Raw genomic sequence first — 13245 nt, 5'->3', positions numbered from 1 at the left:
GCTCCCGCCTGCGCCAGACCCACCACCAGCTCCGCCGCCAGACCCGCTGCCGCCTGACCCGCCGCCCCCTGCACCAGCTCCACCACCAGCACCGCTGCCGCCGGCGCCTGCGCCAGGTCCGGCCCCGCCAGATCCCCCTGCGCCTGCGCCAGGTCCTGCTCCTGCTCCTGCTGCGCCAGCACTCGACGCACTGCTCGCAGAACTGCTTCCACTGGCGGATGCTGCAGAAACTACGGTCGATCCTGAAGAGCCTCCACCGGATGCAGTAACAGCTGCAGAGCTGCTGGGGGAAGGTCCGCCTGATGCTGGTAGGCCGACGTGATCCATGCAGCGCGAGTCTCCAAGCACGCGCCTCACAAAGTCACAGGATTCCCGAAAAGGCTCGGGGCGCTGGGGCGTGCGGACTGCCAACACTGCCGGAGAGACATTGGGCATGACGACGGGCGGCCGAGGTGAGGGAATGCGGTCGTCATTACTCCGTAGTGGTTCCGGTCGCCGAGACGTCGCATCCGAGGAAAGCCTGGCAGAGGAATCATTCCTTCCGCTGACACGGCTCGTGCTCTGTCCGGCCCACGTTGTCGAACCCTGGGCCTCCCCTTGTGCATAGGCGGTCGAACCCTTGCTGTTCGCAGAGGGCGGCGCGTTGGCACGGTCGAACAAGCTATCGGATGTCGGAGAAATCGCCTTCAGGTCCAGAGGTGACGCTGTGTTCTGCGTAATTTGACTTTGATCCGGTGAAGCCTTGCGTGGCTCACCAGCGGGATCGAGGGAGGGTGCCAGCAGTAGCCCAGCTCGTGCAGGCAAGCTCTGATTGGCTGGGGTCACCGCCGTAGCGTCAACGCTCGTGATAGCCCGGGACAGATCTCGGTCCCAACGTGGATTCGCGCCCCAAAACGCAAAAAATGCGGCTACGACTGCACTCGCAAAGAAGCCCGCCGCTAACAAGGCTGGAGCGGAAAACCAAATTCGTCCTTTACTTGGATCGAGTTCTCCACTGGGCGGCTCGAACGGTTCAAGAAAGATGGGTTGCCGACCCGGCAGCAAGCCGCCTAGCGCGACTCGCCTCGCAAAAGGTGCTTCTGACCGGTCCTCCGTGCGTCGCGCTTCAACGGACAAAGGCTTTGGCTGCAGTGACGCGATCTCTCCGCTCGTGCTGCAGTTGGATGCCTTTGACTCAACTGTGTTCGCACACCACTCCGAGCCGGCTGGAGTGCGGGCCGGCCGGGGCGCCTCGCCGCTCAAGATCTTCCTGGCAGCGACTTCACCGAAATCCCGACGAAATGCGCGATCGATCATTTCCCACTGCTCGCCTGCGGCAGCACGACCACCGAAGTCACGATGAAAGGCTTGCTCTACCAAATCCCATTGCGCTTGTACCGAAGAGTGCCGGCTTCCATCTGCGGGCGCATCGGGGGGCCCGCCTCCTCCGACGTGGTTTTCGACAAACGGTTCGCGGCGCATGGTGGTTCGCTCAGCTGGAGGTCATGTGAAGGTTTCACATCTTGCTGATGGTGCCGAGTTTGCGTGTAAGGCATTAGCGCTAACGTCGTAATCTAGATGCCTGTCTAAACGATCGATCGACCCTGCAGTCAATCGCAGGTCACCCCTGAGACGCGATTGCTCAAGAACAGCGTCGGGGACCACGTGTGCGCCTTCCGTGCGCTCAACACGGCAGTGCCGGCGCAGCAGATTGCCGTGGGGTAAAAATCGGCATATATGATATATTTTATTGACGCATTCTTCGACGTTTTGCGGTCTTAGCACCCCGTATCCGCAGTTCCCAAACAGGAGCGCTCCGAATGATTCTTGGTGGACTGGCAGACGACCTCACAGGCGGCCTCGAACTTGCTGCGATGCTTGTCGCCGAAGGTGTATCGACGTTGCTTGCAACCTCGGCCAGCGCCGCCCAACCCATCGGCAACGCAGACGCAGTCGTCATCGCACAGAAGACCCGCATCGCCCCCGCAGCCGAAGCGCGCGCGCTGTTCGAAGCCGGCGCCTCGGTCTTGCGCGCCGCTGGCGCACGCCAGCTCTTCTTCAAGTACTGCGCCACCTTCGACTCCACTGACACGGGCAACATCGGGCCGTGTATCGAGGTGCTCATGGCGCAAACGGGCAGCGAGTTCACCGCGTGCTGCCCGACCTTTCCTGAATACCAGCGCGCTGTTTTCCAGGGCCATCTTTTCGTCGGTGATCGCCTGGTGAGCGAGTCGCCGAAGAAGGACGATCCGGTGACGCCGATGACCGATCCCGACCTGGTGCGGGTACTGCAACGGCAGACGACCCGACGCATCGGATTGATCAGTCACGTCGACGTGCGTGTCGGCGCAACCGCCATCGCGCAGCGCGTAGCCATGCTCCGCAGCGAAGGCATCGACTGCGCCATCGCCGATGCGGCCGACCATCAAGACCTTGCGCATTTGGCCGAAGCCACGGTGCACTGGCCGTTGATGACGGGCGGCTCGTCGCTCGCGGCGCACTACCCTGCCCTGTGGCGCCAGCTCGGCTGGCTCGACAGTGGGCGCGCGCCCGATGACTTCCCGCCAGTGCGCGGCCATGGCGTCGTGCTGGTCGGTAGTTGCGCCGAACAAACCCGGCGCCAGCTCGACGTCTTCGTGCGCTCCCATCCTGTTCTTGCACTCGACTTGAAGGCGCACGTCCGCGGCGATGACGTGGTCGGCGCCGCACTGGCGTGGGCAGACGCGCGCATGTCGGACGGACCTATCGCTGTGTCGACGTCGGACACGCCGGCCAATGTCGCACTGTTGCAGGCTGAGTTTGGCGTCGCACGGCTTGCCGCATCCGCGGAAGACTTGCTGGGTCGCATCGCCAGTGGATTGCGTGCACGCGGCACACGGCGTTTTTTGATTGCGGGTGGCGAAACTTCGGGCGCTGTGCTGGCGCATCTCGGTATCGATCGGCTGCAGGTCGGTCCGTTCGCCGGGCCATCGTTGCCGCTGGCACTGGATGTCACTTCAACTTCGACCAACTCATCGTCTGACCCGCTCGTGGTGTGCTTGAAGTCCGGCAAGCTGGCCGGCCTCGACGCATTCGAGGTGGCGCTCGACCGCATGGCAAGCGGCGGCTCGGTCGTGTCCGCTACCACTGCCGCGGAGCAACCCGCATGACAGATCGAGAGCAAATCGTCGAAGCCTATCTTCGACTCGACCGAGAAGGCCTCAACCGTGGCAGCAGCGGCAACGTCAGCGTGCGCTGCGGCAACGACGGCTTGTTGATATCACCAACAGGCATCGATGCCGCGCGCATCGATGCTGCGAGTCTTGTCGAACTCGGGCTCGATGGCCGCGAGCGAAGCGCTGGCGTGCCGTCGAGCGAATGGCAAATGCACGCCGAGATATACCGACACTTCCCGGAGACGCACGCCGTCGTCCACACCCATTCGGACGCCTGCGTCGCACTCGCCTGTCAGCGCATGGACATCCCCGCATTTCACTACATGGTCGCGGGTTACGGCGGCAACAGCATTCGATGCGCGCCCTACGCCACCTTCGGGTCGGCCGCGCTCGCAAGCAATGCAGTCCTGGCGCTGGAAGGTCGCACCGCCTGCTTGTTATCGAACCACGGCATGCTCAGCCGCGCAGCGAACCTCCATGCCGCTGTCACCACCGCCATCAAGCTGGAGACGCTCGCGCGCCACTACTGGATGACGCTGCAACTCGGCGCGCCCACGCTGTTGAGCGACGCGGAAATGCAGGAGGTGCACGAGCGCTACAAGGTCTATGGGCGCTCGCGGATGGCCGGCTGACAAGTGCCTGAAATGCGTTCAGCGTTTGGCTGCCGCCACCTTGCGTGCCACCCCGCTCGCCCGTGTCGGCAATGCCTGCTCGGCCTGGTTCTGCGGATACGGCACTTCACCGCGATCGATGCGTTCGAGCAGCGCCACGAACTTTCTCCCGCCTTCGATCGTGTCGGCTTTGATGGCCGCGCGCACCTTGGCCGGGTCGCGCTTTTTGAGCCCGTCGATGATGGCCAGATGCTGATGCTCGCCGTCGTAAGTGGGTGCCGCATCGGGGTACTGCAGGTTGAGCATCGGGCCGTTGCGCAACCAGATGCCTTCGATCAGCGCAAGCAGTTCAGGCATTGCCGCGGCCGCATAGACCGCGTGATGAAACTGCCAGTTCACGCGCACGGCAGCGGGCCAGTCGTGGTCGTCCTGTGCCTTGATCAACGCCTTGTGCAGGTCCTGGATTTCGCGCAGTTGCGCGGGCGTGACGTTGCGCGCCGCGGCTTCGCCGGCCATGCCTTCGAGCTTGAGGCGGATGGCGCGCAGCTCAAGGTATTGCGCCAAGGTGAGCGGTGCGGCGCAGATCGATCGGCCCGCGTCCATGTCGAGCACGCGCTCTCGCACCAGCTGCATCAGGGCCTCGCGGCATGGCGTTTCGGAAACGTTCATCGCGACCGCGAGGTCACGAATCTTGAAGCGATAGCCGGGCCAGAATCGGCCTTCCATCAGGCCGGCGCGGAGTTCGTCGTAGACCTGGGTCGTGAGGCTCTCACGTCCGATCGAGCGGACGTGAGGCTGAGGCGACGCGAGTCCGGCAGAAGCTCTTCCCATGGCAGGCGTTCCGTTATTTTGAGTATTTGACAGGGATATATCATGCAACAAGCCGCCCCCAGCACGCTTCGAATTCAAGGTTTGACAGCACCGGTCGAAGTCTGGCGAGACCCCTGGTCCATCCCGCACATTCGCGCCGGCAGCAGCCGCGATGCGTTCTTCGTGCAAGGCTACGTGCACGCGCAAGACCGCCTTTGGCAAATGGATGCGACGCGTCTGAAGATGGCCGGTCGCTGGGCCGAATGGGCCGGCCCTTCTGCCGTGGCGGCCGATGCATTGGCGCGACGACTCGGCGGCAGCCGAGCCTCGCAAGCCGACTACGCCGCACTCGGCTCCGATGCACGCGCCATGCTCGATGCTTACGCCGAAGGCGTGAACGCATACCTCGCCGAAAGTCATCCGCTGCCGATGGAATACGGCCTGCTCGGCGCCGCGCCTGAACAGTGGGAACCGTGGCACAGCATCGCGGTGATGCGCTACCGCGGTTTCCTGATGGGCTCGGTGTGGTTCAAGCTGTGGCGCGCGGCGGCACTCGGCGCTATCGGCCCCGACGACATCGCCAAGCTGCGCTACGACGATGGCGATGAGAATGGCCATGGCGACCTCCTCTGCATCCCGCCCGGCGCCGAATCCGCGCGCTGGATCGCCAGCCTGCAAGACCTCGCACCGGCCATCGAGGCGCTCGCCGAGCTCGGTGCATCGGATGCGACTGGCGGCGGCAGCAACAACTGGGTGGTCGGGCCATCGCGCACCGCCTCCGGCCGGCCGCTACTGGCAGGCGACCCACACCGTCAATTCGAGATGCCTGGCATGTACGTGCAAACGCATCTGGCTTGCGATGAGTTCGACGTCATCGGCCTCACCGTGCCGGGCGTGCCGGGCTACCCGCACTTTGCCCACAACGGCCGCGTGGCCTGGTGCGTGACCCACGCCTTCGCCGACATACACGATCTCTTCGTCGAGCAGTTCAAGGACGGCGGTGCGCGCTATCGGTACAAGGACGAGTGGTTCGACAGCACCGTGCGCAATGAGGTCATCACGGTGCGTGGCGCCGAGCCCGTGACCATCGATATCGTCGAGACCCGACATGGGCCGATCGTTGCCGGCTCCCCCACGAATGGCAGCGCCATCGCACTGCGGTCGGCTCAATTCGCCCTCTCCGACCGATCCTTCGACTGCCTGCCGCGCATGCTCAAGGCCGAGACGGTCGATGCGCTGTTCGAAGCGACCCGCGGCTGGGGCCTGATCGATCACAACCTGGTCGCAGCCGATGTCGATGGCCGCATCGGTCACCTGGTGCGCGCCGTGGTGCCGCACCGCCCGCGCCTCAACGGCTGGCTGCCCGTGCCGGGCTGGACCGGCGACTACGATTGGAAAGGCGAGATCCCCTGGGACGACATGCCCAAAACGTTCGACCCGCCACGCGGCTACCTCGCCACCGCAAACAACCGCTTCATTGCGGAGCAACCGGGAGACCGCCACTACTTCTGCACCGACTGCCACCCCTCTTATCGCGCCCGTCGGCTAGAGACACGACTCGCCGCTTTGCCTTCAGCAACGGTCGACGACATGGCCGCGATGCATGGCGATGTGCTCAGCCTGACCGCGCCGCTGTTCCAGCAACGACTGCGCGACTTGCCGCCACAACCCGCAGAGGCCGGCCGGATGCAGGCTTTGATCGTCGACTGGGACGCACGCATGACGGCGGACTCGGTCGCGGCCGCGGCCTATGCGGCGATGCGTTGGCAACTGGCGGGCGTGCTGCTTGAGCGCTCGGGACTGAATGCGACCAAGAGCGATCCGTTCACCCAAGTTCCTCCCGGCGTTGTGCCGGTCAATCAGCTCTGGTGGACGCTGCCGAACCTTCTCCGCACCGACGACCGTTCGCTGCTCGGTGGCACGCAGTGGTCAGACGCTTTCGCCGAAGCGCTGGCTCGCGCAGCACGGATTTTCGATGGTCGCCCCTGGGGCGAACACCATACGGCAGCGCTGTCTCATCCGCTCGCCGCGCAGTTCCCGGAAGCCGCTGCGCAGCTGAATCCGCCCGGCGCGCAAGTCGGCGGCGACAACGACACGGTGATGGCCAACGGCAGCCTGTCGACCGGAGGGTTGAAGGCGCTCTACGGGGCGGTCGCACGCTACGTGTTCGACGTCGGCGCTTGGGAAAACTCGAAGTGGATCGTGTTTGGCGGCGTCTCAGGTCAACCCGAAAGCCCGCACTACGCCGACCAGCACGCGGCTTGGTCGCAATGCAAGATGGTGCCGATGCACTACGACTGGGATGTGATCTCAGCAGCCTCGACCCGCACCGCGATGGTTCCGGCAGACTGAAGCAAAGCTCCGGCTCAAACCTCTTGCGCTCCGCCGGATATATCATATAACCTGCGAGCTATCTCTTCAGGAGCATGACCTTGAGCGACGCACCCGACCCGGCAGCCCCAACGCCTGACTCTTCCACTCCACCGAAGCGAGTCAACTCCTTCGGTCAGCGCGCAAACGGAGACGGACGCAGCATCCGTGCCATCAACATGGGGCAGCCGAGCATCGGTCCGATGTACGCGGACAGCGGGTGGTCCGATCGGCGCTGGTACGACGGCCCTCGCGAAGATCCGTCGTGGCCCGAGGTGCACACGTACACCGATGCGATTTCGTACGATCCGGGCGACACGGTCACGTTCCACAGCAGCACCTATGCACCGGTCTGGATGCTCGAAGTGGTGCTCGATGGACTGGAACCGCAAACCGTCTTCAAGCAGGACGACTTGCCCGGCGTGTTCCATGCCGCCCCTAAAGACGCCTACAAGGCCGGATGCCAATGGCCCGAAAGCCTGCGCTGGACCATTCCAGCGGACGCCCGCTCCGGCTTCTACAAGATCATCTCGACCTGCATCCGGCCCGACGGCGGACGCTACGTGCAGCATCATTTCTTCGTCGTGCGCCCGACCGAAAAAACGCAGACCGCCAAGTTGCTGATGATCTTGCCGACCTCGACATGGATGGCCTACAACGACTGGGGCGGCGCCAGCAGCTACATCGGCGTCGACGGCGCCGACCAGAATTCGTCGTCACCGGAATTGAGCCTGCTGCGGCCCTGGACGCGCGGCATGGTGTGGTTGCCGGAAGGCGCACCGCGCATCTGCGCCGAGCCGGTTCCCGACCCGCTGACTGCCCCGCGCTATCACCCGAAAGACTGGGCCTGGAGCTACGGCTACGGGTACTTCTTTGCAGCGTCCGGATGGGCGCAGTACGACCGCCACTTCGTGACCTGGGCCGAGCGCGAAGGCATCGCCTTCGACATGATCACGCAGACCGACCTGCACTACCGGCCCGAGATCCTGGACCGCTACAAGGCGGTGGTCATCGTCGGTCACGACGAATACTGGACGCATGACATGCGTACGCGCATCGACCGCTTCGTCGACGAAGGCGGCTCGCTCGCGCGCTTCGGCGGCAATTTCATGTGGCAGGTTCGGCTCGAAGACAACGGCACGCGCCAGGTTTGCTACAAGGCCCGCTACGCCGAAGACCCTGTGTACGGCACCGACAAGCAACACCTTTTGACCTGCGCATGGGAGAGCAAGGTGGTGAACTGGCCGGGCGCGACGACGGTTGGCGTCAACGGCCTGCAAGGCATCTACGCATCGTGGGGCGGCTTCGCACCGCGCGGCTCCAAGGGCTTTACCGTGTACCGGGAAGACCACTGGGTTTTTGAAGGCACGCAATTGGGTTACGGCGACATCTTCGGTGCGTCTGCCAACATCTTTTCGTACGAGGTCGATGGGCTCGACTACACCTTTCGCTACGGCCTGCCCTACCCGACCGGCGAAGACGGTGCGCCGGCGAGTGTCTCCATCCTGGCGATGTCACCGGCCCTGAAGGTCGAATCGATGTTCGCCGAGGAGGGCTACCGCTATTACCTCGGCGAAAGCGACATGCGGGGCGCGTCGATGTCGCTCTATGGTGATCAATCAGAAGAATCGTTGGCCAAGGCCCGATACGGTTCGGGCATGCTGGTGCACATGCCGCGGGGCAAAGGCGAGGTCGTCACCGCAGGCACTTGCGAATGGATCATGGGACTGAAGCGCAACGAGTTCTTCACGAGCAAGATCACCCGCAACGTGCTGAAGCGCTTCACCGACAAAACCTGAACTGCGTTGGCACGTCGCTTGCAGGTGATGGCGCTTGGCCGATATATCATATAAATTGACTCTCTCTCTTCACCTAAGGAGCAGGCATGTCCGTTCGCACGATCTTTAAGAAGTTGGTGACTGTCGCGGCCATTGCCGCACTCTTTGCAGCTGCGGCGAACATGCCGGTCCACGCACAGAAAAAGGGTGGCCAATTGCGCTATGCCTATGTGTCGGGGCCGGGCACGCTCGACCCTTATGTGTCGAGCAGCGCGGTCGAGCTGGAGGTGATTCACCACCTGTACGACTCGCTCATCACCGTCGGTGAAAACTACGAGACGCGACCGATGATCGCGTCGAGCTACACCATTGCAGACGACGCCAAGACCTTCACCTTCAAGATCCGCAAGGGCGTGAAGTTTCATGACGGCAGCGTCCTGACCTCTGCCGATGTGCTCGCCTCTTTCGAGCGCTATCGCAAGATCAGCCCCAACGCGGTGATCTTCAGCGACGTGGCCAGCGCGACAGCGCCCGACCCCGAAACGTTCATCGTCAAACTCAACAAGACCAACTCGGTCTTCGTCGACATCCTGAAGAGCCCGGTGTATCCGTTCGTCATCTTGCCGGCCTCGCAAAAAGACAAGCCGGCGCGGGGTGCCGACGTGATCGGCAGCGGCCCGTTCAAGTTGGGCGAGTGGACCAAGGACAGCCACCTGGTACTCGAACGCTTCGATGACTACACCGCCAACGAAAGCTACAAGGGCATCGACGGCTATGCCGGCAGGCGCATCGCTTACGTGGACTCGGTGCGCTACCGATTCATCCCAGAAGCCAACGCCCGTGTCGCCGCCTTGCAGGCCGGCGACGTCGATGTCGCAGCCAGCATCCCGCCCGAACTCGCCAAGCGATTTGCCAGCGACCCGGACATCCAGACGCAGACGGTGTTCCCGTATTGCATGCAGGTCTTCATCGTCAACAGCTCGCAAGGGCCGACGGCCAATCCGAAGATCCGCCAGGCCATCAACGCAGTGGTCGATGTCGAAGAAATCTCGACCGCGACCGGCCAGATCGCCAAGATGAACCACTCGCTGGTGTACCCGTTCAGCCCGTACTACCAGGGCGACAAGATGAAGGTCTACTACGACCAGAAAAGCCCGGACAAAGCCAAGAAGCTGCTGGCCGAAGCCGGCTACAAGAACGAGCCGATCACGCTGCAAACGACGTCGAACTACCCCAACTTCCGCACCTCGATCCTCGTGTTGTCGGAGTTGATGAAGGCGGCCGGCATGAACGTCAACGTCGACGTGGTCGACTGGACTACCAATGCCAGCAACATGCAGCGCGGCACCGGGACATGGAACGTGTCGACCACCAGCTTCTGCTCGAACCCATTGCTCGGTCCGCAGCAGTGGCGCACGATGTTCTACACCTTCCCGCAGGTGAAGAACGACGCTGTCCTCGACGCCGCTTACGAAAAGTTCTACACCTCGCTGGACGCCGGCAAACGCAAGGAAGCATGGGACGTCATCGAGAAGCAGGTGCTCGAACAGGCCTACATGATCAAGATCGTCGACATGGGCACGATCAACGCCTTCAACAAGAAGAAGGTCGATAACTTCGCGAGCTTCTATCTGCCGCGCTTCTGGAACGTCAGCCTGAAGTAACGGTGGCGCGCAACGTCATCTTCCGGCTGCTGCAGGCGATTCCGGTCATCGTCCTGGTCGCGATACTCGCGTTCGTCTTGATGCACATGCTGCCGGGCGACCCAGCGGTGGTCATGGCCGGCCCGGACGCATCGCCCGAAGCCATCGACAAGCTGCGTCATCAGCTCGGACTCGATCGTCCGATCTGGGAGCAGCTCATCGCCTGGCTGGGCAATCTGGCACGCGGCGATTTCGGGCAGTCGCTGATGCTGAACCAGGGCGTGTTCAGCGCGGTGATCGCCCGGCTGCCTGTGACGGTGTCGCTCGCGCTGCTGGCCTTTGCCATCACGGTGCCGGTCGGCATCGCGCTCGGCATCATCGCGGCCTACTACCGCAACACCTGGATCGATTCGGCCGTGATGGGCGTCGCGCTCATCGGCGTGTCGATCCCCAGCTTCTGGATCGCGATCATCTCGGTCATCGTCTTTTCGGTGGAGTTGCGCTGGCTGCCCTCTTCCGGCTATGCACCGCTGTCGCAAGGCTTCGGCCCGTGGCTGCGATCGATGGTGCAACCGGCCGCCATCCTCGCGCTATTCCAGATCGGCTACCTCGCGCGCATGACGCGCTCCAGCATGCTCGACGTGCTCGACCAGGACTACATCCGCACCGCGCGCGCCAAGGGTCTGAACGAGTGGGTGACTATCGGCAAACATGCCTTTCGCAACTCCCTGATGTCGGTGGTCACGGTGAGCGGCATCATCCTGTCGCTGCTCATCGGCGGCTCGGTCGTCATCGAGCAGGTGTTCGCGCTGCCCGGTATCGGGCGGCTGGTGGTGCAAGGAATCATGGCGCGCGACTACCCACTGATCCAGGGAACGATGCTGTTGCTGGGCTTCGCCTTCGTGCTCGTCAATGTCTGTGTCGACCTGGCCTACACGCTGGTCGACCCGCGGGTGCGCTATGACTGAGGCGGCGGTGCTGTCGACATCCAATGGCAACGCACAGCCGGCAGGCCCCGCGCAGTTGCTCGCGCCCCGGCGAAAGCTGCGGCTGGTTCGCAAACTCTTCAAGCATCGCTCGTTCGTGATCGGCCTGGTCATCGTCACGCTGTTGGTGCTGGCCGCGATCTTCGGTCCGATGCTCACCGGTCTCGACCCGACTGCGATGCGCATGCGCAACCGCTTCAAGCCGCCATCGAGCACGATGCTCTTCGGTGCCGACATGTTCGGCCGCGACATGCTGACCCGCGTGCTGCAAGGCGCGCGGCTGTCGCTGTTCATCGGGCTTTCGGTGGCGCTGGCATCGGGCACCATCGGCGCCTTCATCGGCATTGCTGCCGGCTACTTCCGCCGCCTCGATTCGCCCTTGATGCGCTTCATGGATGCGCTGCTCGCGTTCCCCGCCATCCTCCTGGCTATCGGCATCAGCGCAGCGCTTGGCCCGCAGACCACCAGCGTCATCGTCGCGCTGACCGTCGCGTACATACCGCGCACGGCACGCATCACGCGCGCCTCGACGCTGGTGATTCGCGAGATGGAATACGTCGAGGCAGCACGCCTTTCGGGCGCCGGCCATCTGCGCATGATCTTCCGGCACATCCTGCCCAACTGCATGGGGCCGCTGGTCGTTCAGCTGACCTTCGTTTTTGCTTACGCCATCCTGGCCGAAGCCGCGCTCAGCTTTCTCGGCATCGGCCCGCCGCCGCCGGCGCCGAGTTGGGGAAACATCATCGCGGAAGGCCGTGACTATTCGATAGAGGCCTGGTGGATCATGTTGTTTCCGGGCTTGGCCATCAGCCTGGCTGCGCTGGGCATGAACCTCCTGGGCGATGGTCTGCGCGACGTGCTCGACCCGCGGCTGAAAGTGGAGGCCTGAGGTGGTGCCGGAACCGATGGGGCAACCCGAATCACCCGTGCTCGCAGTCAACAACCTGACCGTGGAGTTCCGCGGTGACGATGGCTGGGTCTCCGCCATTCGCGACGTGAGCTTCAGCATCGGTCGGCGCGAATGCTTGGGCATCGTCGGCGAATCGGGCAGCGGCAAGAGCGTTAGTGCGCTGTCGATCTTGCGGCTGCACGCGCGTGCGACGAGCCGGATCTCCAGCGGCACCATCGTCTTCAACGATCGCGATCTCCTCAAGCTGCCCGAGCCGCAGATGCGGCGCATCCGCGGTGCCGAGATCGCGATGATCTTTCAGGACCCGATGTCGTCGCTGAACCCCGTATTGACCATCGCCGACCAGATCATCGAGCCGCTGCGTCTGCATCAGGGGCTGACCGCAGCCGCGGCTCGCAAGCGGGCGATCGAGCTGTTGGGGCTGGTGCGCATTCCGGATGCAGCCCGGCGCATCGACGACTACCCGCACCGTCTCTCTGGCGGGATGCGCCAGCGCGTCGTCATCGCCATTGCCATCGCGTGCCAACCCAAGGTTTTGATAGCAGACGAGCCAACCACCGCACTCGACGTCACGATCCAGTCTCAGATCCTTCAGCTGCTTAAAGAGCTGCAGTCGGAGCTCGACATGTCGGTGGTCCTCATCACGCATGACCTCGGGGTGATTGCGCAGTTCGCGGATCGTGTGGTGGTGATGTACGCCGGCCAGGTGATCGAGTCGGCGTCGGTTCTGGACCTTTTCGGCCAGCCGCTGCATCCCTACACGGACGGCCTGCTGGCTGCCATTCCACGGCTGGATGGCGAGCCCGGCCGGCTGAAGTCGATTGCCGGCAGCATCCCCGATCCTTCAGTGCACATTCCGGGCTGCCGCTTCAGCCCGCGCTGTCCTGAGGCGCTGCCCGTGTGCCACGAAATCCCGCCCGCCCTGCTCCCGGCATCCGCGCTGCGATGGAGTCGCGGGCCCCCGCGGGGGGCGGGCCGCGGGGCCGCTGGCGGCGGGGCGGCC

General features: G+C 63.7%; 10 protein-coding genes. 8 read left to right on the top strand and 2 right to left on the bottom strand.

Going from position 1 to position 13245, the window contains the following annotated elements; translation table 11 throughout:
* Window positions 1–182 (bottom strand): hypothetical protein (locus QN413_RS25985; RefSeq protein ID WP_323499483.1); only part of this gene is annotated, 182 nt, incomplete at its 3' end.
* A 1617-nt stretch (window positions 183–1799) separates the two neighbouring features.
* On the opposite strand from QN413_RS25985, the gene otnK reads away from it, so the two are divergent.
* Together otnK and QN413_RS25975 are read left to right on the top strand one after the other, a co-directional pair.
* The gene (otnK, locus tag QN413_RS25980; RefSeq protein ID WP_323499482.1) at window positions 1800–3128 is read left to right on the top strand and encodes a 3-oxo-tetronate kinase; all 1329 of its coding nucleotides are present in this window, start codon (window positions 1800–1802) and stop codon (window positions 3126–3128) included.
* Window positions 3125–3766, top strand: coding sequence for a class II aldolase/adducin family protein (locus QN413_RS25975; protein WP_323499481.1), 642 nt, complete (start codon window positions 3125–3127; stop codon window positions 3764–3766). Before otnK ends, QN413_RS25975 begins: the two co-directional genes overlap by 4 nt.
* A gap of 18 nt (window positions 3767–3784) precedes the next feature.
* On the opposite strand, the gene QN413_RS25970 is transcribed toward QN413_RS25975, so the two are convergent.
* Window positions 3785–4576, bottom strand: a complete 792-nt coding sequence (locus tag QN413_RS25970; protein WP_323499480.1) for a GntR family transcriptional regulator — start codon at window positions 4574–4576, stop codon at window positions 3785–3787.
* A 42-nt stretch (window positions 4577–4618) separates the two neighbouring features.
* Here QN413_RS25970 and QN413_RS25965 point away from each other — a divergent pair, with 42 nt between their 5' ends.
* The 6 genes from QN413_RS25965 to QN413_RS25940 all read left to right on the top strand — a co-directional run.
* Window positions 4619–6907, top strand: a complete 2289-nt coding sequence (locus QN413_RS25965) for a penicillin acylase family protein (protein ID WP_323499479.1) — start codon at window positions 4619–4621, stop codon at window positions 6905–6907.
* 80 nt (window positions 6908–6987) lie between these two features.
* Complete coding sequence (locus QN413_RS25960) at window positions 6988–8724, top strand: N,N-dimethylformamidase beta subunit family domain-containing protein (RefSeq protein WP_323499478.1); 1737 nt, start codon at window positions 6988–6990, stop codon at window positions 8722–8724.
* Window positions 8725–8810: 86 nt separating this feature from the next.
* The gene (locus tag QN413_RS25955) at window positions 8811–10367 is read left to right on the top strand and encodes an ABC transporter substrate-binding protein (RefSeq protein WP_323499477.1); all 1557 of its coding nucleotides are present in this window, start codon (window positions 8811–8813) and stop codon (window positions 10365–10367) included.
* A 2-nt stretch (window positions 10368–10369) separates the two neighbouring features.
* The gene (locus tag QN413_RS25950) at window positions 10370–11314 is read left to right on the top strand and encodes an ABC transporter permease (protein ID WP_323499476.1); all 945 of its coding nucleotides are present in this window, start codon (window positions 10370–10372) and stop codon (window positions 11312–11314) included.
* Window positions 11307–12221, top strand: a complete 915-nt coding sequence (locus QN413_RS25945; RefSeq protein WP_323499475.1) for an ABC transporter permease — start codon at window positions 11307–11309, stop codon at window positions 12219–12221. The genes QN413_RS25950 and QN413_RS25945 overlap by 8 nt, the downstream gene beginning before the upstream one ends.
* A 1-nt stretch (window position 12222) precedes the next feature.
* A partial coding sequence (locus QN413_RS25940) for an ABC transporter ATP-binding protein (protein WP_323499474.1) occupies window positions 12223–13245 on the top strand: 1023 nt, incomplete at its 3' end.

It is taken from the genome of Variovorax sp. LG9.2 (assembly GCF_035018885.1).
GTDB lineage: Bacteria > Pseudomonadota > Gammaproteobacteria > Burkholderiales > Burkholderiaceae_C > Variovorax.
This window is presented reverse-complemented; position numbering and strand designations above follow the sequence as displayed.

What these genes read in the sequence shown, in the direction of transcription:
- QN413_RS25970 (WP_323499480.1), bottom strand. Translation starts at nt 4,576, where the DNA reads ATGGGAAGAGCTTCTGCCGGACTCGCGTCGCCTCAGCCTCACGTCCGC.
- otnK (WP_323499482.1), top strand. Translation starts at nt 1,800, where the DNA reads ATGATTCTTGGTGGACTGGCAGACGACCTCACAGGCGGCCTCGAACTT.
- QN413_RS25975 (WP_323499481.1), top strand. Translation starts at nt 3,125, where the DNA reads ATGACAGATCGAGAGCAAATCGTCGAAGCCTATCTTCGACTCGACCGA.
- QN413_RS25955 (WP_323499477.1), top strand. Translation starts at nt 8,811, where the DNA reads ATGTCCGTTCGCACGATCTTTAAGAAGTTGGTGACTGTCGCGGCCATT.
- QN413_RS25945 (WP_323499475.1), top strand. Translation starts at nt 11,307, where the DNA reads ATGACTGAGGCGGCGGTGCTGTCGACATCCAATGGCAACGCACAGCCG.
- QN413_RS25965 (WP_323499479.1), top strand. Translation starts at nt 4,619, where the DNA reads ATGCAACAAGCCGCCCCCAGCACGCTTCGAATTCAAGGTTTGACAGCA.